Below are 19,840 nucleotides of genomic sequence, written 5' to 3' on the forward strand. Positions count from 1 at the left end.
TCGAAGCGCCCCCTAGGCGGGCCGACCAAGAAAGAGGCGGGCGATCACCGTGGCGAGTCTGCGCCTGGGTCCACTGCTGAGGTACACCGACGGCTCGTCCGCGACCGTGTGGGTCGAGTCGAGCCGGCCGTGCACCGCCGAGGTGCGGGGAGCGGAGGGTGCGCGCGGTGAGTCCCGCACCTTCCAGGTCGCGGGGCATCACTACGCGCTCGTCGAGGTGACCGGCCTGATCCCGGGCACGTCGCAGTCGTACGAGGTGTTCCTCGACGGTGCGCGGGTGTGGCCGCTGCCCGACTCCCGCTTCCCGCCCTCCCAGATCCGCACGGCGGCCGAGGACGACGCCGTCCGTGTCGCCTTCGGCTCGTGCCGCTGGGCCGCGCCGCCCGCCGACGAGGCCGACCCGGTGGGCCCCGACGCGCTGGACACGCTGGCCGCGCGGATGGCGGCCGACCCGGACGGTGAACGGCCCGACGTCCTGCTGCTGTTGGGCGACCAGGTATACGCCGACGAGGTCTCCAAGGCCACCCGCCGCTGGCTCGCCGCCCGGCGCGATCTGCGCGAGGCGCCCGGGAGCGAGGTCGCGGACTACGAGGAGTACACGCGGCTCTATTACGAGTCGTGGCTCGACCCCGAGGTGCGGTGGCTGCTGTCCACGGTGCCGAGCTGCATGATCTTCGATGACCATGACGTCATCGACGACTGGAACACCTCCGCCGCCTGGCTCGCCGACATTCGGGCCACCTCGTGGTGGCGCGAGCGGCTGCTGAGCGGGCTGATGTCGTACTGGGTCCACCAGCACATCGGCAACCTCTCCCCGGCCGAACTGGCCGACGACCCGTTGTATACGACCGTGCGCGAGACACCCGACGGTACCGACGCGCTGCGCGCCTTCGCCGCCAAGGCCGACGCCGACCCCACGTCCGTCCGCTGGAGCTACCGGCGCGACTTCGGCCGCGTACGGCTGCTGATGGTGGACACCCGCGCGGCCCGCGTCCTCGAAGAGGGGCGGCGCTCGATGCTCGACCCGGGCGAGGAGCGGTGGCTGCGCGAACAGGCGCTGGCGGACCGGGGGTCGTACGACCATCTCCTCATCGGCACCTCCCTGCCCTGGCTGCTGCCGCACCTGGTGCACGACGCCGAGGGGTGGAACGCGGCGCTGTGCCGGGGCGAGAAGGGCGCGCGCTGGGCGGCGTTCGGGGAGAGGCTGCGGCGGGCCGCGGACCTGGAGCACTGGGCGGCGTTCCCGGCGTCCTTCGACGCGCTGACGGCGCTGATCGCCGAGGCCGGTTCGGGGGACGGGGCGCCGGCGACGGTGAGTGTGCTGTCGGGGGACGTCCATCACGCGTATGTCGCCGAGCCGACGTGGCCGTCGGGCGGTCCGGACGCCCGCGTGTTCCAGCTGACCTGCTCCCCGGTCCACAACGCCATCCACAGGGCGATCCGCGTCGGCTTCCGGTTCGGCTGGTCCGCCACCGCCCGGCTCCTCGGCCGCCGGTTCGCCGGGCACGGCAAGGTCCCCCGTCCGCCGATCGACTGGCGCCGCACCGGCGGCCCCTGGTTCGGCAACCAGCTCATGACCCTGACCCTGCGCGGACGTTCGGCCCGGCTGCGGCTCGACCAGGCACGGACGGAGAAGACGGGCGGGGCACGACTGAAGCCGGTGCACGAATCACACCTGACACCACGACGAACCGACCGCCCGACACCGTGACGGCAACTCGCCGGACACCGTGACGGGTTGGTCGGCCGACACCCTGACGGACCAGCCGCCCGACACCGCAACGGCAGGTCGCCCGACACCGAGACGGACCGGTCGGCCGACACCGCAACGGCAGGCCGCCTGACGCCCTGAACGGCCGACGGACTGACTCCGTGACAGACCCGGCGGCTGACACCCTGACAGGCCCGGCGGCTGACGCCGTGAGGAGCCGGTCGGCCTACGCCGTGACGGCAGGTCGCCTGACGCCGTGACAGACCCGGAGGCTGACACCGTGACGGGCCGGTCGGCCGACACCGTGAGGCAAGCCGCCTGACGCCTTGAACCGGTCGGCCCACGCACCGACGGACCAGTCGACCGACGCTCTGACGGACCGGTCGGCCGACGCCCCGTCGGACCGGTCGGCTGACACCCTGACGGACCCGGCGGCTGACACCCCGGCAGACCGCTCGGCCGGCGTCCTGAACAGCCCGGTTCAGCCGTGATTCCCGCATTCTGTACGTTTGTTGCGCCCGTGGCCCGTGATGCGCGTGAGCCGTCCCACACTCGTCGGCCCCGAGGCTCGGATCTCCCCTCCCTCGACGGCATGATGAGGCGGACCGTCCGCTTCTGCTGGGCGGTTCAGCCGCAACGCGCCCCACACGCCCGGGAGACACCGTTTTGTCTGCACCGCCCGCGGAATCCGCAGCGCACGCCGAGTCCGCCGAGGTCCGGGTCGCCCTGGTCGGCGCGGGGCCGCGCGGTACCAGCGTCCTGGAACGCCTCTGCGCCTCCGCGCCGGAGCTGCTCCCACCCGGCACCCGGCTGACGGTGCATGTGATCGACCCGGCGCCGCCGGGCCCCGGCCGGGTCTGGCGCTCCGCGCAGTCCGCCGAGTTGCTGATGAACACGGTGGCCAGTCAGGTGACCCTGTTCACCGACGACAGCGTGGACTGCTCGGGCCCGGTCCGCCCCGGCCCCAGCCTGCACGACTGGGCGGACGGCGACCTGGGCCCCGACGAGTACCCGACCCGCGCCCACTACGGCCGCTATCTGGAGTGGGTGTTCGCGAAGGTCGTACGCGAGGCACCGCGGGCGGTACGCGTCGAGACCCACGCGGCACGTGCCGTACGCCTCGACGACGCCCCCGACGGCCGCCAGACCCTCACCCTCGACGACGGCCGCACCCTCGCCGGCCTGTCCGCCGTCGTCCTCGCCCAGGGCCATCTGCCGACGGTCGCGGACCTGGCCCAGCGACGGCACGCGGCCTACGCCGAGACCCACGGACTGCGCCACATACCCCCCGCCAACCCGGCCGACGTCGACCTCTCCGCCATATCCCCCGGCGAACCGGTGCTGCTGCGCGGCCTGGGCCTCAACTTCTTCGACCACACGGCCCTGTTGACCACCGGCCGCGGTGGCCGTTTCGTCCGCACGGACGCCGGCGCCCTGCGCTACCTGCCCTCCGGCAACGAGCCCCGCCTGTACGCCGGTTCACGCCGCGGCATCCCCTACCAGGCCCGCGGCGACAACGCCAAGGGCCCCTACGGACGCCACCTCCCCCGCGTCCTCACCGACGAGACCATCGCCCGCTTCCGCAAGCGCGCCGACTCCGGCGAGGCACCGGACTTCCTGACGGAGATATGGCCGTTGGCGGCGAAGGAGGTGGAGACCGTCTACTACGAGGCGCTGCTGGGGGTGTACGAGGGGGCGGGCGGCGTGGGCGGGAGCGCGGGCCCAATCGACTTCCGCGGCCACTTCCTCGCCGCCCCGCACCGCAGCCCCCAAGAAGCCGCCGTACTGGACGAGTTCGGGGTACCGGAGGCCGACCGCTGGTCCTGGGACCGCATTTCCCGCCCGTACGCGGGGCGCAACTTCACCGACCCCGGCGCCTGGCGTGCCTGGCTGCTGGCGTATCTGCGCGAGGACGCCGCGCAGGCCGCGCTCGGCAATGTCGCCGGTCCGCTGAAGGCGGCGCTCGACGTGCTGCGGGATCTGCGCAACGAACTGCGGCAGATCGTCGACCACGGCGGCCTCGCGGGCGCGTCCCGCCGTGATCACCTGGACCGCTGGTACACGCCGCTCAACGCGTTCCTGTCGATCGGCCCGCCCCGGCGCCGGATCGAGGAGCTGGCGGCACTGATGGAGGCGGGCGTGGTGGAGGTGCTCGGGCCGCGGCTGGAGGTGCGGGAGGGCGAGGGGGCGTGGCTCGCGCGCTCCCCCGACGTGGCGGGGTCCGCCGTACCCGTGACCACCCTCATAGAGGCGCGGCTACCGGAACCCGATCTGCGGCGCACGGCCGACGACCTCCTGGCCCGGCTGCTGAAGACCGGACAGTGCCGGCCGCACACCGTCGACGGCTACGAAACCGGGGGGCTGGACGTGACACCCCGGCCATACCGCCTGATAGACCGTCAAGGTCGGCCGCACACAAGGAGGTTCGCCTTCGGGGTGCCGACCGAGGGCGTGCACTGGGTGACCGCGGCGGGGGCCCGGCCGGGTGTGGATTCGGTCACGCTTTCGGACGCCGACGCGGTGGCGAGAGCGGTTCTACGTGCGACGGCGGCCGAGTCGGAGTCGCCGGCAGCGTGCACACCATGGCCGAATGTTGAACTTGCAAGCATTGATTAGGCAGACCTAACCTGGGTCACTCGCTCGGTTCTGTCCCCCAGACCGGTCCGTCCCCACGGACCGGCCCGACCGCAGGAGTACCCCCACATGTCCGGACTGACCGCACGTCTCAACAGCGCTCAGCCCTACGCCCTCGGCCTGTTCCGCATAGTCGTCGGTCTGCTCTTCGCCTGCCATGGCGCCGCCTCCCTGTTCGGCGTGCTCGGCGGCGCGGCCGGCACCGGCGGCACCATCGAGGCCGGCTCCTGGCCCGGCTGGTACGCGGCCGTGATCCAGCTCGTCGGCGGCACCCTCGTACTGCTCGGCCTGGGCACCCGCGCCGCCGCGTTCATCGCCTCGGGCTCCATGGCGTACGCGTACTTCACAGAACACCAGTCGGAGGCCCTCTGGCCGTTGGAGAACGGCGGCGAGCCCTCGGCGATGTTCTGCTGGGCCTTCCTGCTGCTGGTCTTCACCGGTTCCGGCGCGCTCGGCCTGGACCGGCTGTTCGCGAAGCGCTCGACGGCCAACGAGCAGCAGGCGGTGGAACACACGCCGGTGGCCGCCTGAGCGGCAGCGGTTTCCTCAGTGGCACTGCTGACGGCGCCTCTCCCGCGCGCGGGGGAGGCGCCGTCGCGCCGTCGGGCGGTACGGCGGTTCCGGCCTTACACGAAGGGAACCGTGAAGCAGGCCACGCGGCCCCCGCTCGGGCCGGGCATGTCGTGGATCACCACGGAGGACGCCCCGCCCTCCCGGAAACCCCAGTCGTGGTAGGCGCTCGCCCGGCCGCTGCCGTCCTGGCCCGCGGTGAAGTCCAGCCAGACCTCGTTCTCGGCGTTGACGTCCGCGGGGTCGGTGGACACCTTGTTCTGGTAGTGGCCGCCCGCCGCGGCGGGGTCGGCGGCACACGGCTTCTGATGCACATGGACGCCGTACGCGTGCCCGGGCGTCATGCCCGTCACCCACAGCCGTACGGTCGTCTTGCCGGTCTTCTCCTCGGTCAGCTGACGGATCTCGATCCACGACCCGGCCGGGACCAGTGCTATGTCATATGTGACCGCCTCCGTCGCCACGACGGCCGAGGGCGGCACGAAGCGCCCGTCCTTCTGCACCGAGCAGTACTCCGCGCCGCCGCTGCCGGCCGCGAGCACGGCCGCGGCGACGGCGCCCGCGCATATTCCTGCCACCATGATGTGTACCGTTCCTCACGTTCTGGAGTGATCTGTCGCCCCTTGTCCGTGCTACGGGACAGTGGCCGAGGCCGCCCCCGGGGTGCGGCAGCCGGGTGAACATGCGGCGCGGACCCCACGAGCCCCCCGTGATTCACCTGTCACACCCTCGGCGTACGCTGTGTGGCTGTCATGGCCGCCCCTGCCGCTCCCCCGCGACATCGCGGCGCGGCGGGACGGGCCTACGGGGGAGTTCATGGGAGTAGCGGTGTTCGAGAGTGTGGGGTCGCTGACGGCCGGCCCATGGATTTATGCCGTGGTGGCCCTGTCCGTCCTCCTGGACGTCTTCGTCCCGGTCCTGCCGAGCGGGGTCCTGGTCATCACGGCGGCGACGGCGGCAGCCGCGGGTTCGGCGACCGGCGAGGTACCGGAGCACGTCCCCGACATCCTGGCCCTGACGCTGTGCGCCACGACGGCTTCCGTGCTGGGCGACCTGGTCGCCTACCGACTGGCCTGGGCGGGCGGCCCCCGCCTGGACCGCGCCATCGCCCGCTCCCGGCGTCTGAGCACCGCGCAGGAACGTCTCGGCACGGCTCTCGCCCGGGGCGGTGGAGCCCTGGTGGTCCTGGCCCGGTTCGCCCCCGCCGGCCGCTCGGTCGTCTCCTTCTCCGCGGGCGCCGCCCACCGCCGCGCCCGCGACTTCCTCCCCTGGTCCGCCCTGGCCGGCCTCTCCTGGGCCACCTACAGCGTCACCCTCGGCTACTTCGGCGCCCACTGGCTGGGCGCGACCTGGCTGGCGACGGCCGTGTCAGTGGCGTCCCTGTTCGCGGCGGGCGCGGTCGCGGGGTACCTGATGCGCCGGAGACCGGCCTGAGCGCTTCGCTGGATGTGCGATTCGCTTGCCGCGGGCCGGTGGGGGCTGGCCGCGCCCACGCGGCGGAGCCGCACATTGATACAGCCCCGCGCCCCTTCGAAGCGCGGCCAACCACAGCCCGCTCCACCAGGGCCGCTCAGGGCCTCTCCGGCCCGTCGAGTGCCGGCGTCGCGTGGCCTGGGCCGCCCGTCTGCGGCGCTGCGGTTCCGGAAAGCTGGCCTGATCCACCGGCCTGATCCACCGGCCTGATCCACCGGCCTGATCCGCCGGGCAGGCCCTGGCCGGCCGCTGTCGTCCGGCCCGCGGAGTGCCGTAGCCCGCCGGATCCGCCCCTTACCCGGCCCGTCGAGCACCAGCACCCGCCCCCCGGATCTCCAACCCGTCCAGCAGCTCTGCGGTGGCCTCGGCGATCGCGTTCACGGCGCGGTCGAAGACCTCCTGATTGTGCGCGGCCGGCGCCCGGAACCCGGACACCTTCCGCACATACTGCAAGGCGGCGGCCCGGATCTCTTCCTCGGTCGCCTCCTCGGCCAACACCGGCGGACGAAGCGTCTTGATACTGCGGCACATGACCCCAGTCTCACCCCGCACAGGGCGACCGGCAGAGATTCCACGGAGAAACCCGTGCCGGGAAGCCCTGTGCCGGTGCGCGGGTCGCCTGCGATGATCGTTCCGAGGCGGCCACCGCTCCGGGGCCGACCGACGAAGGGGAAAGACATGGCGAACGACGAACTCACCGTGGCCGTACTCGGTCCGGGCGGCATCGGCGGACTGCTCGCCGGCCTCCTTGCCCATGCCGGGCATCGGGTGATCTGCCTGGCCCGGGAGGACACCGCCAAGACGCTCAGCACGGGCGGAATCCAGGTCAGCAGCGGACAGTTCGGCGGCTTCACGGCCCGCGTCGAGGCCGCCACCGAGCTGCGCGAACCGGTCGACGCCTGCCTGATCGCCGTCAAGCACACGGCACTTGACGCAGCCCTCGACCGCGTCCCGCCCACCGCGCTCGGCGACGCCCTGCTCGTGCCGTTCCTCAACGGCGTCGACCACCCCGCGGCCCTGCGCGCCCTCTACCGCCCCGACCGGGTCGCCCCCGCTGCCATCCGCGTGGAGTCGACGCGCGTCGCGACGGGGCGGATCGAGCACACCAGCCCCTTCGCCGAGATCGACCTGACCGGCACCGACGTCCCCCCGCACCGCCTCGACGCCCTCGCCGCGACCCTCACCGCCGCGGGCCCGACCACCCGCGTCCTGCCCGACGAGACGGCGGCCCTGTGGGCGAAGATGTCCTTCCTGGCGCCCCTCGCCCTGCTGACCACCCGCTACGGACTCCCGCTCGGCGACGTACGCACCCGCCATCGCGAGGAGTTGACCGCTCTGGTGGAGGAGACCGCGGCGGTCAGCCGCGCCTGCGGCGGCCCCGGCGACCCCGCCAGGTCACTCGCCGGCTACGACACCTTCCCGCCGCACACCAAGTCGTCGATGCAGCGCGACGCGGAAGCCGGCCGCCCACTGGAACTCGACGCGATCGGCGGCGCGTTGCTCCGCGCGGCCGAGCGGCACGGGGTGCCGGTGCCCGTGGCGACCAGGGTGATAAACGATTTGAGGGACGCCGGCCACTGAGCGCTCCGCCGGTGGATGCCCTGCCGGCCCTCAGGCTGTTCCTGAGGGAGGTACGGCGAGGAATCGGAGGGAGGCATGTGAGTTGTGCGACTCTCCGGCAAGTTCCGGCGGATATATGCAGGATGGGCAGCAGCAGCGGAGGGTGCGGGCGCAGTTTACGTGGGGGACCGCGTTGCCGTTGGCCTCGCCACCCGACCTTTCTGAAAGGTGCCGGTGTGATGCTCAAGGGGCGGGTCAGGGAACGTGCAGCTCTCGATCGGTTTGTCGCGGATCTGCGCAAGGGACTGAGCGGTGTCGTCCTCTTACGGGGTGACGCCGGCATCGGCAAGACCGTGTTATTGGATCATGCGGCGGCGGAGTCGGCCGACCTGCGTGTCCTGTGGGTGGCGGGTGTGGAGGCGGAGTCCGGGTTCCCGTTCGCGGCGCTGCACCGTCTCCTCGTACCGTTCCTGGACGGTCTCAAGGAGCCCGGGGCGCTGCCCGGGACCCAGCACGCCGCGCTGCGGGTGGCGTGCGGGCTGGCCGACGGTCCGCCCGCCGACCCGTTCCTGGTGGGGCTTGCGACGCTCACGCTGCTGGCGGAGGCCGCGAAGCAGCGGCCCGTGCTGGCCTGCGTCGACGACGCCCAGTGGCTGGATGAGGAGTCCTTCGGCGCGCTCGCCTTCGTCGGCCGGCGGGTGCACGCCGAGGGCGTCGGCCTGCTGTTCGCCGCGCGGACCGGTTTCCACGTACCCGCCGGCCTGCCCTGCACCGAAGTCGCCGGTCTGGAGGACGAGTTCGCTCTGGAACTGCTGCGTGAGACCGTCCCCGGACGGCTCGACGCCCGTATCGCGGCACGGATCGTGGCGGCCACGGCCGGGAACCCGCTGGCGCTGGCCGACCTGGGGCAGGAGCTGTCCGCCGACCAGCTCTGCGGAGGGTTCGCGCTGCCCGAACCGCTGCCGGTGGGCAGCAGGTTGGAGGCGCATTACCTCCAGCGGGTCCGCGAGCTGCCGGAGCCGACACAGACCTGGCTGCTCCTCGCCGCCGCGGAGCCCGGCGGCGACCTCGGCTACCTCACGGGCGCGGCACGCCGGCTCGGGATCGGCGCGGAAGCTTCCGGTCCGGCCGAAGCCGTGCGTCTGGTGGTGCTGCGCGCCGCCGCGGAGTTCCGCCATCCACTGGTGCGGTCGGCCGTCTACAGCGGCGCCACCAGCGTCGAGCGCAGACGGGCGCACCGGGCTCTCGCGGAGGTCACCGACCGGCCTGCCGACGCCGACCGGCGGGCCTGGCATCTCGCCGCGGCCGCGATCGGGACGGATGCGGCCGTCGCCGCGGAAGTGGAACGCGTGGCCGACCGGGCGGGCGCACGGGGTGGCTACGCCGCACGCGCCACCTTCCTGACCCGGGCGGCCGAGCTGACGCCGGGCGGCGAGGTGCGAGCGGGGCGGCTGCTGGCAGCCGCCGAGGCGGCGCTGCGGGCGGGGGCGCCGCTTCAGGCGGAGTCGCTGCTGGACGGCTTCGATGCGGGGCTGCTCGGCGATGTCGGCCGGGGCCGGGCGCTGTTGGTCCGGGCGAACACGGCCATCGCGCTGGGCCGCGCGCATTCGTACGCGCAGGCGCCGGCGCTGTGCCTGCGCGCCGCTCAGCTGCTGACCGACGGGGCCCCGGACCTGGCTCGTACGGCGCTCCTCAGGGCGATCGACCGCGCCATCACCGCCGAGCATCTGATGCGGGACACGACGCCGGCCGAGATCGCCCGGGCCGTGGAGGCGCTGATACCGCGCACCGGTGAGGCGACCGGCGTCGATCTCGTGCTGCGCGGCTTCGCCGCCCTGGCCACCGACGACTACGAACGCGCCGTACCCCATCTGCGGCGGGCCTGCGCCGTGGTGCTGGACCCGGACACCCCCGAGGAGGAGGTGCTGCGCGGCTATCTGCCCGTCATCACCATGTCGATGCTCCTGTGGGACGAGCGGACGCACCCCGCCGTCATCGGGCGGGTGGCCGACGTCGCCCGGCGGACCGGCGCCCTGTCGCACCTGGACACCGCGCTGTACTGCGCCACGATGTCCGAGACCACTCTCGGCGAGCTGGCGGCTGCCGACGACCTGTCGGCCGAGGGGCATCAGATCCGTGCGGCGATCGGCGCGAGCGACGACGTGTGGGCCATCTACCAGCATCCCGAACTGCTGGCCTGGCACGGCGAGCGCGAGGATCTCGACGCCGTGCTGCGCGGGTCGATGGAGGCCGGCGCATGGCTCGGCAGCGGCGCGGTGGAGTGCATCGCCCGCATCGGCATGATGGTGCTGGCGCTCAGCCACAGCGACTACGCCCGGGCGCGCACCATCGGGCAGGAGCTGCTCGAACACGACGTGCTCGGGGTGCATTCCCGGCTGCTCCCCCACCTTGCCGAGGCGGCCGTACGCTGCGGCGACCGGGTACTGGCCACGGCGGTACTGGAAAGGCTCGCCGCCCGCGCGACGGCCTCCGGCACCCCCTGGGCCCTTGGCCTGCTGGCTCGCTCACGCGCCCTGCTCGCGACGGTCGACGACGCCGAAGCGCTGTACCACGAGGCGATCAGCCTGCTGTCGGGCACCAGAGCGCGCGCCGATCTCGCCGTCGCCCACCTGTTGTACGGCGAGTGGCTGCGTCGCCGTAAGCGCCGCAAGGACGCCCGCGAGCAACTGCGCACGGCCGTCGCCATGTTCGATGCCATGGGGGCCATGGGATACGCCGCGCGCGCCGCCCAGGAGCTCGCCGCCACCGGGACGCGACCCCAGCGCGGGACCGCCTGTCCGGCGAACACGCTGACCCCGCAGGAACAGCAGATCGCCCGCCTCGCCAAAAGCCGCGCGACCAATGCCGAGATCGCCGCCCAGCTGTACATCAGCGCCAGCACCGTCGACTACCACCTGCGGAAGATCTTCCGGAAGCTCGACGTGACGTCCCGGCGCCAACTCCAGCACACCTTGGACGACTGACCCCGGTTCACGACTACGCGCTCCACGGGATGCGAGCGCGTCCGCCCTGGCCGACGCTGGGGTGTCTCGACGGATTCTGCAGACGGGAGCATTCCATGCCGTACGTCACCGCAAGCGACGGAGCGCAGATCTACTACAAGGACTGGGGCACGGGCCGGCCGGTCGTGCTCTGCCACGGCTGGCCGCTGAACTCGGACAGCTGGGAGGCCCAGCAGCTGTTCCTCGCCTCGAACGGCTTCCGCGCCATCGCCCACGACCGCCGTGGGCACGGCCGTTCCGACCAGACGTGGAACGGCAACGAGATGAACACCTACGCCGACGACCTCGCCACCCTCATCGACACGCTCGACCTGCGCGACGCGACGCTCATCGGCTTCTCCACGGGCGGCGGCGAAGTCGCCCGCTACATCGGGCGGCACGGCACCGCCCGTATCGCGCAGCTCGTGCTGGTCTCCGCCGTGCCGCCCTTCATGCTCAAGACCGACGACAACCCCGGCGGCGTACCGGTCGAGGTGTTCGACGGAATCCGCGCCGGGTCGCTCGCCGACCGCTCGCAGCTGTACCGGGACCTGGCCGACGGGCCCTTCTTCGGCCACAACCGGCCGGGCGCCGACATCTCGCAGGGCATGCGCGACGCGTTCTGGCGCCAGAGCCTGCAGGCCGGGCACCGCAACGCCTACGAATGCATCGCGGCCTTCTCGGCCACCGACTTCCGCGCCGACCTGGACGCCTTCGACGTACCCACGCTCGTCGTCCACGGCGACGACGACCAGGTCGTGCCCATCGACGTGGGCGGCAAGGCAGCGGCGGCCCGCATCAAGGACGTGACGCTGAAGGTCTACCCGAGCGCGCCGCACGGCATCACGGACACGCACAAGGAACAACTCTGCACGGACCTGCTGGAGTTCCTCAACGCCTGACCGCGGCCGCGAAGGACCGCTTGCGCCACGTCCGCCCGTTCACACCCGTCCGCACGAACCCCCCGAAGAGACTCGCGACCCAAAATCGAACAGGCGTAGCATTGTCGCGTGGCTACGCCCTATGACTTTCCGAGTGACCTCCGCGCCGGTCAGGAGGAGCTGCATCAGGTCCGGGCCGAGCTGTCGGCCCTGCTGAAGCGGCTGCCCTGGTCGGTCGCGCCCCTGGACGGCTTCAGTGACACGGGCGGCTGGCGCAAGGTGGAGCGCCCCGCCTCCCCCGGCTGGACGGCCGACGAACAGGCCGAGGTGGAGAAGCTGCGCCAGCGCGAGCACGAACTCGCCGTGTTCGTCAGCTGTCACCGCTTCTGGGCGGAGATCGTCGTGGCGCAGCGCGTGGACGCCCGCATGAAGCTGAAGCGCGCGCATGAGACCCCGGGGGAGACCGAGACACCCTGAGCGGGTACGTACGCGCCCTGGGACAAAAGCCCGGGCCTGGCCCGGACCTGGCCCCGGGCCTTCGTGCCGTCCTTTGGCCCTCCGCAGGAGATGCCCCGCTCAGGTGCTCCACACGACGGATTCGCCGTTGGCTATGACGACCTTGCCGTCCTGGCGCAGGATCAGCTGCGCGCCGGGGTTGCCGTTGGTCTGCGAGGCCCATACGGGGTTGTCCTCGCCGTTGTAGACCACCAGGTTGCCGTCCGTCTGGAACCGTGCCGTATGGCCCTCTCCGAAGGTCGTGGACGCCCAGGTCGCCTTGCCGTTCTCGTTGTAGACCACGAGGTTGCCGTCCGACTGCATGGTCATCGTGATCCGGTTCGTCCGCCAGGACTCGCCCGTGGAGAGCACGTTGGTGGCCGAGATCACCGTCTGCGTCCACTCAGGTGTCCTGGGCTCCTCCTCGTCCTGCCCGTCCTCCTCGTCCTGCTTCTTCTCCGTGTCCGGCGCACGGCTGGCGGCGGGGGCAGGCGCCCTGCTCGTCGCGGGGCTCTCGGCCTTCGGCTCCGGCGGCGCGACGGGCGTCGGGGAGGAGCTCGGCTTGGCGGACTTCTTCGACGCGCTGGGGCTCGGGGAGGCAGAGGGCGACTCGGGCTTCTCCTCGGCGGGCACCACGGTCCGTGCCGCCTCCTGCCGTTCGTCGTCGTCGTTCCCCGCCACGAGCAGGGAAACGGCGACGAGCACGGCGACGACGGCGGCCACGGCGGCCGTCCAGCCGGTGGTGGCCCAGACACGGGAGCCGGGGGTCATACCGCGCGGGGCGCGGGCGGGCCTGCGGCGGAAGGTGTCCGCGAACCCCTTCGGGGACCGGGGCTCCTCAGACGGCTGTGCCGACGTGGCGGGCTGCGATCGCGGTGGCTTCTCCGACTTCTCCGGCTTCTCCGACTCCTGCGGCTCGTGCGGCTTCTGCGGCTGTCGTGGTTGTGACGAGCTGGGCTCGGGCATTGCTTCCGACTCCGAAGGGTGTGTTACGGCAGGTCCTGTTCGTCCAGTTGCATCAGCTGGGCGGGGTCGGGCGCGGCGAGTTCGGCGACCCTCATGGCCTGACGTTCCGTCATGTGCTGGAAGAGCTGTCGGGCCGTCCGGCCGTTGCCGAACTGGGCATTGCGCGGGATGAGTTCGACGTACTCGGCGAGTGCCTTGCGGGCGGTGGCGGTGAGTTCGTAGCGGTGCCGCTGGGCGTGGTGCTCGACGATGCTGACGAGTTCGGCCGAGGTGTAGTCGGCGAAGGTCAGACTGCGGGTGAAGCGGGAGGACAGGCCCGGGTTCGAGGCGACGAAGCGGTCCATGTCGTCGGGGTATCCGGCGGCGATGACGACGACCTCGTCACGGTGGTCCTCCATGAGTTTGACGAGCGTGGCGATGGCCTCCGTACCGAAGTCGTTGGCGGCCCCCGCCGGGACGAGCGCGTACGCCTCGTCGATGAAGAGAACGCCGCCGCGGGCGCGGAGGAACGCCTCCGTGGTCTTGGGACCGGTGTGGCCGACGTACTCGCCGACGAGGGCACTGCGGTCGACCTCGACCAGGTGGCCGCGGGAGAGCAGGCCGAGCGCCTTGAGGAGGCGGCCGTAGAGGCGGGCCACGGTGGTCTTGCCGGTGCCGGGATTGCCGGCGAAGACGAGGTGGCGGCTGAGCGGCGGGGCGGGCAGCCCGGCCTGCTCGCGCAGCCGGACGGTCTGCATCAGCTTGACCATGCCGCCCACGTCCCGTTTGACGCCGTCGAGGCCGACCAGTTCGCCGAGTTCGGCGAGCAGGTCCTCCAGGGTCTCGGGCTCCGGCTCGGGCTCGCCCTGCTGCCACAGTTCCTCGCCGTCGGCGGCGGGGGCGGACTCCGCGGCGGGACCGCGCGGGCCCGGGACGCCCGGACCGGTGGGGGCGGTCGGACGGGACGGCGGGGGCGGGGGTGTGCCCGGCCGGTCCGTCAGCGCCGGGAGTACGGAGGTACGGACGCGGATCGCCGCGCAGTCCTCGAACACCGGCTCGGCCCCGTCGGCCAGCCCCACGTCCTGCCCGCAGTCGAAGACCCGGCAGCCCCGGAACCGCACCTCGGCGCCCTTGCCGACGTGCAGCGCGGGGAAGGCGGAACCCGACAGGTCACAGTGGTCGAAGGTGCCGTCGGCCGACTCGCCGACCAGGATGCCGTTCTTGCCGCTCCCCGCGACGCGCACCGCGCTGACCTCGGCCGAGGCGCCCCGCCCCAGCACCAGCCCGCTTCCGGCCGCGTCCGACACACCGCCGCCCGTCATCGCAAGCCGCCCGCCCGCGTCGACGGCCACCCCGGCGCCGCCGGCCGCGGCGATCCGGGTGCCCAGCAGCACGGCGGCGGAGTCGGCGCCGATCTCGACGCCGCTGCGCCGCTGGCCGACGGCCGAGCAGTCCCTCAGTTCGGAGGGCTCGACGGCCGTGGACCGCACCCGCACCCCGGTCTCGCCACCTGTCACCCGTACCGCGGTCATCGCCACCCGGGCCTCGTCCTCCACGTGCACACCGCAGGACCGGAAGTCCTCCAGCGTGCTCTCCGTCATCTCGACGTGGGCGCCGCCCACCACGGCCAGCCCGTGGTCGCCGCCCCCGCGCACCCGGCTCCCGCTGATCACGGCGACCGCCCGGTCCCCCAGATGCAGCGCCGTACCGCCCGCCCGGTCGACCAGCGAGTCCGCCAGCACCACCGTCGTACCGCCCACCGCCAGCACACCGTGCCCGGCCGGCGCCGCCATGCGGCAGCCCCGGGCGGTGAGCCGCGCGCTGTCGCCGGCCTCCAGCCCGTTGCCGCCCGGCCCGGTGATCCGGCAGTCGGTGAGCTCCGCCCGCGCCTCGTGCGAGACCCGCACCCCGGACCGGACGGCCCCGTCGATCCGGCACTCGGTGAGCAGGGCCTCGGCGGTGTCCTGCACGAGCACGCCGTTGCGGCCCGCGCCCGTCCACACGCAGTCCTGGGCCAGCAGCCGCGCACCACCCCGCACCCGCAGCGCCGACCCGGACGTGCCCCGCACCCGCAGCCGCTCGGCCAGCAGCACGGCGGAACCGGACAGCACCGCGCCGATACCGTCCACCTCCTCGATCACCGTCTCCTCGGCCCGCGCGCGGGCGTCACCCGCCAGGTGCAGGGCGGTGTTCCGGGCGCCGCTGAGCGTCGTACGGCGCAGCAGGAGCACGCCTCCGCCGTTGACCGGGTCGGCCAGCTCGGCGGTGAGGTCGGCGTCGGGGCCGAGCGCCGCGTTGGCCGCCGCCGCCGAGGCAGCCGCCGAACCGAGCACCTCGACCCGGCCGCCGCTCAGCTCGCACTCCTCCAACGTCAGCCCGGCCGCGTCCTCGACCCGGACCAGCGCCTCCGCGGGGTCGGCGCCGTGCAGCACCAGACCCGTCAGCACACAGTCCGGGGCGGTGACGGTGACGGCGGGCCCGGCGGGCGGACGGACGACCACACAGCCGGCGCCGTCCTCCGGTTCCAGGACCACCCGACGGGCCAGCCGCAGCGGTTCCGCGTACTCGCCGGGCTCCACGCTCACCAGCGCCCCGGCAGGGGCGGCGGCCAGCGCCGCGGCGATGGTCCGGTACGCCCCCCGGCCCTTGGCGGCCACACGTATCACCGTCATCAGGAGGACCCTCCGTTCCGGCCCTCGGCCGAGCCGCCCGTGGACGTCCCGTGCGTGTCCGTGTAGTAGTCCGGGCCGGTCGACTGGGTGAGCGTGCTGCCGATCCACAGCTGGGCGAAGAGCTTGTCAATCAGCTTGCCGACGCCGCCGACGGCGAAGATGTCGAAGACGCCCTGGCGGTGGTACCAGCGCCCGCCGAGGTTCTGGGTGAGGATCGTCCTGCCGAGGCCTGTGGTGACCCCGCCGACAGCGCTGCCCGCCATGCCGATCAGGCCCGCCAGCAGCGCGTCCCCGCCGGACAGGTGGACGGTGTTTCCGTCCTTGTCCTTCACGCCGAAGATCGCCGCCGAGGCCGCGCCGCCGATGAAGCCGGCCGTCATGCCGCTGACCATGCCGACGCCGAAGTCGTAGGTGCCGGAGCGCCAGCGGACCACCTTCTCGTTGCCGCCGTACTCGGCTCCCCAGCTGTCGTCGTTGGGACGGCGGTTGTAGGGCTGGCCCATGTCGATCTGGCTGAACCCGGTCTTCCACGGGCCGCCCCGGAAGGTGGCGAGGTGCCCGGCGGAGAAGGTGCCCTTGACGCCCGCGCTGACGGTCGCGCCGAACGCGGCCTTGGCCACCTCCAGACCGCCGAACGGGGTGTCGGTGGCGGCCGCGACGATGCCGTAGACCAGCAGGTTGACGGAGAAGTCGAGGATCCACTCCTGGACCATCTCGATGGCGATCTGCCGCGCGGCCCGGCTGATGAACGGGGTGTACGTGGACACCCCGTTCGTGGTGGCGCCCCACTCCCAGTTGTTGGCGTCCCGCCACATCCGGTTGAAGCCGCGGTAGTCGTTCAGCACACCGGTGAAGTTGGTCTCCCGGCCGATGAGGGAGGTCCGGCCGAAAGTGTCGGTGTGCCAGACGAACCCGGTCATGGTCCGCTCGTCGATCATCGTCACGCCGTCGGTGCCGTACCGGCGCCACTGCTTGTGCCAGTCCTCGCTCTCCAGGTAGGTGCCGTCGTCGAGTTCGACCTTGCGGCCGATCTCGATGCCGTTCTCGTACTCCTTCCACACGTGCGGGTCGGTGTTGCCGAGGCCGGCCGGGTCGGGGGTGTACTCGCGCACGCGGTGGGGAGCGTCCGTGAACCAGGACGTACCGGCCGGTTTGGCCGGGATCTCCTGGACGACCCGGTTGCCCAGGCTGGGCACCTGGTCCTGCCAGGTGGCGCCGGGGCGCCAGTCGGGGATCTGGTGACCGCTCCCGTCGAACCACTGGCGGATCCGGTCGCCCTGTCCGGTGCCGAAGTTCTTGACCGTGCCGTCGGCGTCGGTCTTGTTCCAGTGCCAGGTCCTGCCGCCCGTGTTCGGGTCGGGCACGGACCAGGAGTCGATGGTCTTGCCGTCGGCGAGGAGCCGGTGGTCGCGTACCAGCCGGCCGCCCGCGTCGAAGTCCTGGAAGGTCTCCCGGTCCCAGCCCCAGGGCGTGACATCGCCCCGGTTGTGGTTCAGCTTGCGGATGCCGCTGTTGCCCAGGCTGTCGGTCCAGCGCACGCCGCCGTCGAGCATGCCGGTGGAGGTGACCTGGATCTGGTTGCCGGTTCCCGCCGGGTCCGGCCAGGTGTCCTGGCGGCCGACGACCAGGCCGTGGTGGTCGTAGCGGGTCCAGTCGCCGCTGCCCAGGTGGCCGGTACCGGCGGCGGCGCCGGGGGCCGGCCGGTACTCGACGACCGTGCCGTCGTCCAGGCCGACCCGCACGACGTTCCACTGCTTGCCCGCGCTGGGCGTGTACCAGTCGCCGTCGTTGAGGTTGGACGTGACCCGGTCCTGCCAGCGGATCTGGTTGTTCTGGATCCCGGGTACGGGCGTGAAGTCGCCCTGCTGGTACGTACGGTGGCCCTGCGGTTTGCCGTCACCCTGCGACCAGGGCAGATAGCCGTTCCGTGTGGTCACCCCGTCCGGCATCCGCACGTCGCCGACGGTGAGGGTGTCGCCGTTCGTCAGCTTGCGGGACTCCCGGACGATGTCGCCGGTGCGGATGATGTCGGTCGTGGTGTTGTTGCTGACGAACCGCACCCCGTGGACGGATGCCCCGCCGCCCGCCGGGGTCTGCGTGAAGTGGTGCACCTGGAGCTTGCTGTCCCACTTCAGCCAGGGCACCTGGTCGAAGCTCATGGCCCGGTAGTCGCTGCTCATCAGCCAGCGCCAGGACACCGGGGGCCGCTGTTCGGCGAAACGGCGGCTCTGAAGGAAGTCACCGTTCTTCAGGGTCAGTCCGCGGCCGTTCTCCTTGCCGTGCGCCGACCAGGACGTGTAGTCCTTCTTCGGCACGCCGTCCGCGCCGATCTCGGTCTGGTGGAAGCGGCGTACGTCGTGCACGCTCCAGGTGAAGCGGCCCCACTTCTCGTGGACGACGACGCTCTCACCGGTCTTCGGGTTGACCATCGTGTCGGTGTAGCCGCGGCCGGGCCCCCAGGTCCGGGTGCCCTCCGCGATCGGCCGGGACTCGCCGTCGTAGCGGGTCCAGGTCGTCTTCGCGAAACTCTGGGTCAGCGGCTTGTTGCCGAGGTCGGCCAGGATGTGCCCGCCGTCCGGGGTCTCCTGGAAGTGCCGGACACGCGTGTCGATGCCGTTGGCGCTCGTCACGTCGAACCAGCTGCGGCCGCTCTCGCCCCAGTGCCGGGTGCCGAAGCGGGTCACCGTGCCGTTCGTGCCGTACTCGGTCCACCTGCCGCGCTGGTTGAACAGCCCGAACTCGCCGACCCCGGCGGGTGAGTGGTACGCGTCGAGGACACGGCCGCCCGGCAGGGTGCGCCGGTCGAAGACCTCGATGCCGGAGTGACCGACCAGCCTGACCCGGCCGTCGCCGATGCCCTTCACGTCGACGGTGCCGCCGTCGGACCAGTTGCGGGCTCCGGTCACCGGCTGCGGGTTGCCCGTCGCGTCCAGCCGCACCCGCTCCCAGCTCGGCTTCGTGACACCGTCGGTGGGATGGGTGACCTTGAGGTACTCGTTCGGCTTGGGGACGCCCTTGTTGACGACGTTGAACCGCTGCTCGGTGAGTCTGCCCACGTTGTCGTAGAGCCTGTACTCGCCTGCCCGCGCGCCCTGGAAGCCGTCGACCCGGTAGCCGCCGCCCGGCTGCGGGGTGACGGTGAGCTGCTGGCCGGGAGGCACCGGGGCCAGGTCGGCGTCGAGCAGCGCGTGGGTATCGGTACGGACGAACCGGGCGTCGGCGGAGTCGGAGAGCTGGACGACGTCGAACTGATGGGCCGCCTGGCTGTCGTAAACGCGGAAGACGCCGGTCCTGGCCGTGTCCATGGCCAGGAGGTCGACCCGGCCGTTCGCGCTCACGAGCCCGACCTCCCCGTCCTGGCTGACGCGGAAGCCGCCGCCGTTCGGCCGGGCGGCGACCCGCGCGTCGTCGATCCGCACCAGGTTGGCGTCCAGGACCTCGACGGCGCCGCCGGGGTGGAACCGCAGGGTCGCTCCGACAGGGGCGCCGGCGCCGTCGACGATGGCGCGGTTGACGACGAAGGTGCCGCCCGGACCGGCGGTGACGGTGGCGTGCGGTACGGGGTTGCCGGCCGCGTCCTTCAGGACGGGGACCGGGTTGGTGCCGGTCACCGGGGTGTGCACGAGGTCGATGCCCTGGGCTGGGGTGACGGAGGCGACGTTGTCGGTGTGCGCGCCCTGGGCGTTGACGACGATGTGGTCGTTGCCGTGCCGGATCCGGAAGCCGCCGCCCGGCTGCGGGACGACGACGGCGTTGTCCATGCGGGGCGTGCCGTTCAGGCCGATACGGATGTCGCGGCCGCCCAGTGGGCCGCCCTGGAGCGTCAGCAGGTCGCTGGTGTGCGCGCCGGTGCCGTCGTACACCGTCGTACGGTTACCACCCGCCGGGACATGGAAG

General features: G+C 72.4%; 13 protein-coding genes. 8 read left to right on the top strand and 5 right to left on the bottom strand.

The window, feature by feature from the left end; translation table 11 throughout:
- Window positions 1-49 precede the first annotated feature (49 nt).
- The 3 genes from GFH49_RS10645 to GFH49_RS10655 all read left to right on the top strand — a co-directional run bounded on the left by GFH49_RS10645 (window position 50) and on the right by GFH49_RS10655 (window position 4,876).
- Window positions 50-1,711 (top strand): alkaline phosphatase D family protein, encoded by a 1,662-nt coding sequence (locus tag GFH49_RS10645; protein WP_155055589.1) that lies wholly within the window; start codon window positions 50-52, stop codon window positions 1,709-1,711.
- A gap of 666 nt (window positions 1,712-2,377) precedes the next feature.
- A complete protein-coding gene (locus GFH49_RS10650; RefSeq protein WP_155055590.1) occupies window positions 2,378-4,327 on the top strand; it encodes an FAD/NAD(P)-binding protein in 1,950 nt (649 codons plus the stop codon).
- Between the two features lie 96 nt (window positions 4,328-4,423).
- Window positions 4,424-4,876, top strand: a complete 453-nt coding sequence (locus GFH49_RS10655; RefSeq protein ID WP_155055602.1) for a DoxX family protein — start codon at window positions 4,424-4,426, stop codon at window positions 4,874-4,876.
- Between the two features lie 95 nt (window positions 4,877-4,971).
- Here the strand turns inward: GFH49_RS10655 and GFH49_RS10660 are convergent, their stop codons facing one another.
- The gene (locus GFH49_RS10660) at window positions 4,972-5,496 is read right to left on the bottom strand and encodes a superoxide dismutase family protein (protein ID WP_155055591.1); all 525 of its coding nucleotides are present in this window, start codon (window positions 5,494-5,496) and stop codon (window positions 4,972-4,974) included.
- A 235-nt stretch (window positions 5,497-5,731) separates the two neighbouring features.
- Here GFH49_RS10660 and GFH49_RS10665 point away from each other — a divergent pair, with 235 nt between their 5' ends.
- Window positions 5,732-6,349, top strand: a complete 618-nt coding sequence (locus tag GFH49_RS10665) for a DedA family protein (RefSeq protein WP_155055592.1) — start codon at window positions 5,732-5,734, stop codon at window positions 6,347-6,349.
- 333 nt (window positions 6,350-6,682) lie between these two features.
- Here the strand turns inward: GFH49_RS10665 and GFH49_RS10670 are convergent, their stop codons facing one another.
- On the bottom strand, window positions 6,683-6,919 hold the full coding sequence (locus GFH49_RS10670; RefSeq protein WP_155055593.1) for a DUF2277 domain-containing protein: 237 nt from the start codon (window positions 6,917-6,919) through the stop codon (window positions 6,683-6,685).
- A 147-nt stretch (window positions 6,920-7,066) separates the two neighbouring features.
- Here GFH49_RS10670 and GFH49_RS10675 point away from each other — a divergent pair, with 147 nt between their 5' ends.
- From GFH49_RS10675 to GFH49_RS10690, 4 genes are all read left to right on the top strand, one after another.
- Complete coding sequence (locus GFH49_RS10675) at window positions 7,067-7,969, top strand: ketopantoate reductase family protein (RefSeq protein WP_155055594.1); 903 nt, start codon at window positions 7,067-7,069, stop codon at window positions 7,967-7,969.
- 218 nt (window positions 7,970-8,187) lie between these two features.
- Window positions 8,188-10,932, top strand: a complete 2,745-nt coding sequence (locus GFH49_RS10680) for a helix-turn-helix transcriptional regulator (RefSeq protein ID WP_155055595.1) — start codon at window positions 8,188-8,190, stop codon at window positions 10,930-10,932.
- 95 nt (window positions 10,933-11,027) lie between these two features.
- Window positions 11,028-11,852 carry an alpha/beta fold hydrolase gene (locus GFH49_RS10685; RefSeq protein WP_155055596.1) on the top strand — a complete coding sequence of 275 codons (825 nt, stop codon included), beginning with the start codon at window positions 11,028-11,030 and terminating at the stop codon, window positions 11,850-11,852.
- A 108-nt stretch (window positions 11,853-11,960) separates the two neighbouring features.
- Window positions 11,961-12,308, top strand: a complete 348-nt coding sequence (locus tag GFH49_RS10690; protein ID WP_155055597.1) for a DUF8825 domain-containing protein — start codon at window positions 11,961-11,963, stop codon at window positions 12,306-12,308.
- Window positions 12,309-12,407: 99 nt separating this feature from the next.
- Here GFH49_RS10690 and GFH49_RS10695 read toward each other — a convergent pair whose 3' ends face one another.
- The 3 genes from GFH49_RS10695 to GFH49_RS10705 are packed head-to-tail and all read right to left on the bottom strand — an operon-like array spanning window position 12,408 to window position 19,806.
- Window positions 12,408-13,292, bottom strand: coding sequence for a hypothetical protein (locus GFH49_RS10695; RefSeq protein WP_155055598.1), 885 nt, complete (start codon window positions 13,290-13,292; stop codon window positions 12,408-12,410).
- A gap of 23 nt (window positions 13,293-13,315) precedes the next feature.
- Window positions 13,316-15,943, bottom strand: coding sequence for a right-handed parallel beta-helix repeat-containing protein (locus GFH49_RS10700; RefSeq protein WP_155055599.1), 2,628 nt, complete (start codon window positions 15,941-15,943; stop codon window positions 13,316-13,318).
- Window positions 15,943-19,806 (bottom strand): hypothetical protein, encoded by a 3,864-nt coding sequence (locus GFH49_RS10705; RefSeq protein ID WP_155055600.1) that lies wholly within the window; start codon window positions 19,804-19,806, stop codon window positions 15,943-15,945. Before GFH49_RS10705 ends, GFH49_RS10700 begins: the two co-directional genes overlap by 1 nt.
- Window positions 19,807-19,840 lie beyond the last annotated feature (34 nt).

The sequence above is a fragment of the Streptomyces blattellae genome, from assembly GCF_009709555.1.
Lineage (GTDB): Bacteria > Actinomycetota > Actinomycetes > Streptomycetales > Streptomycetaceae > Streptomyces > Streptomyces blattellae.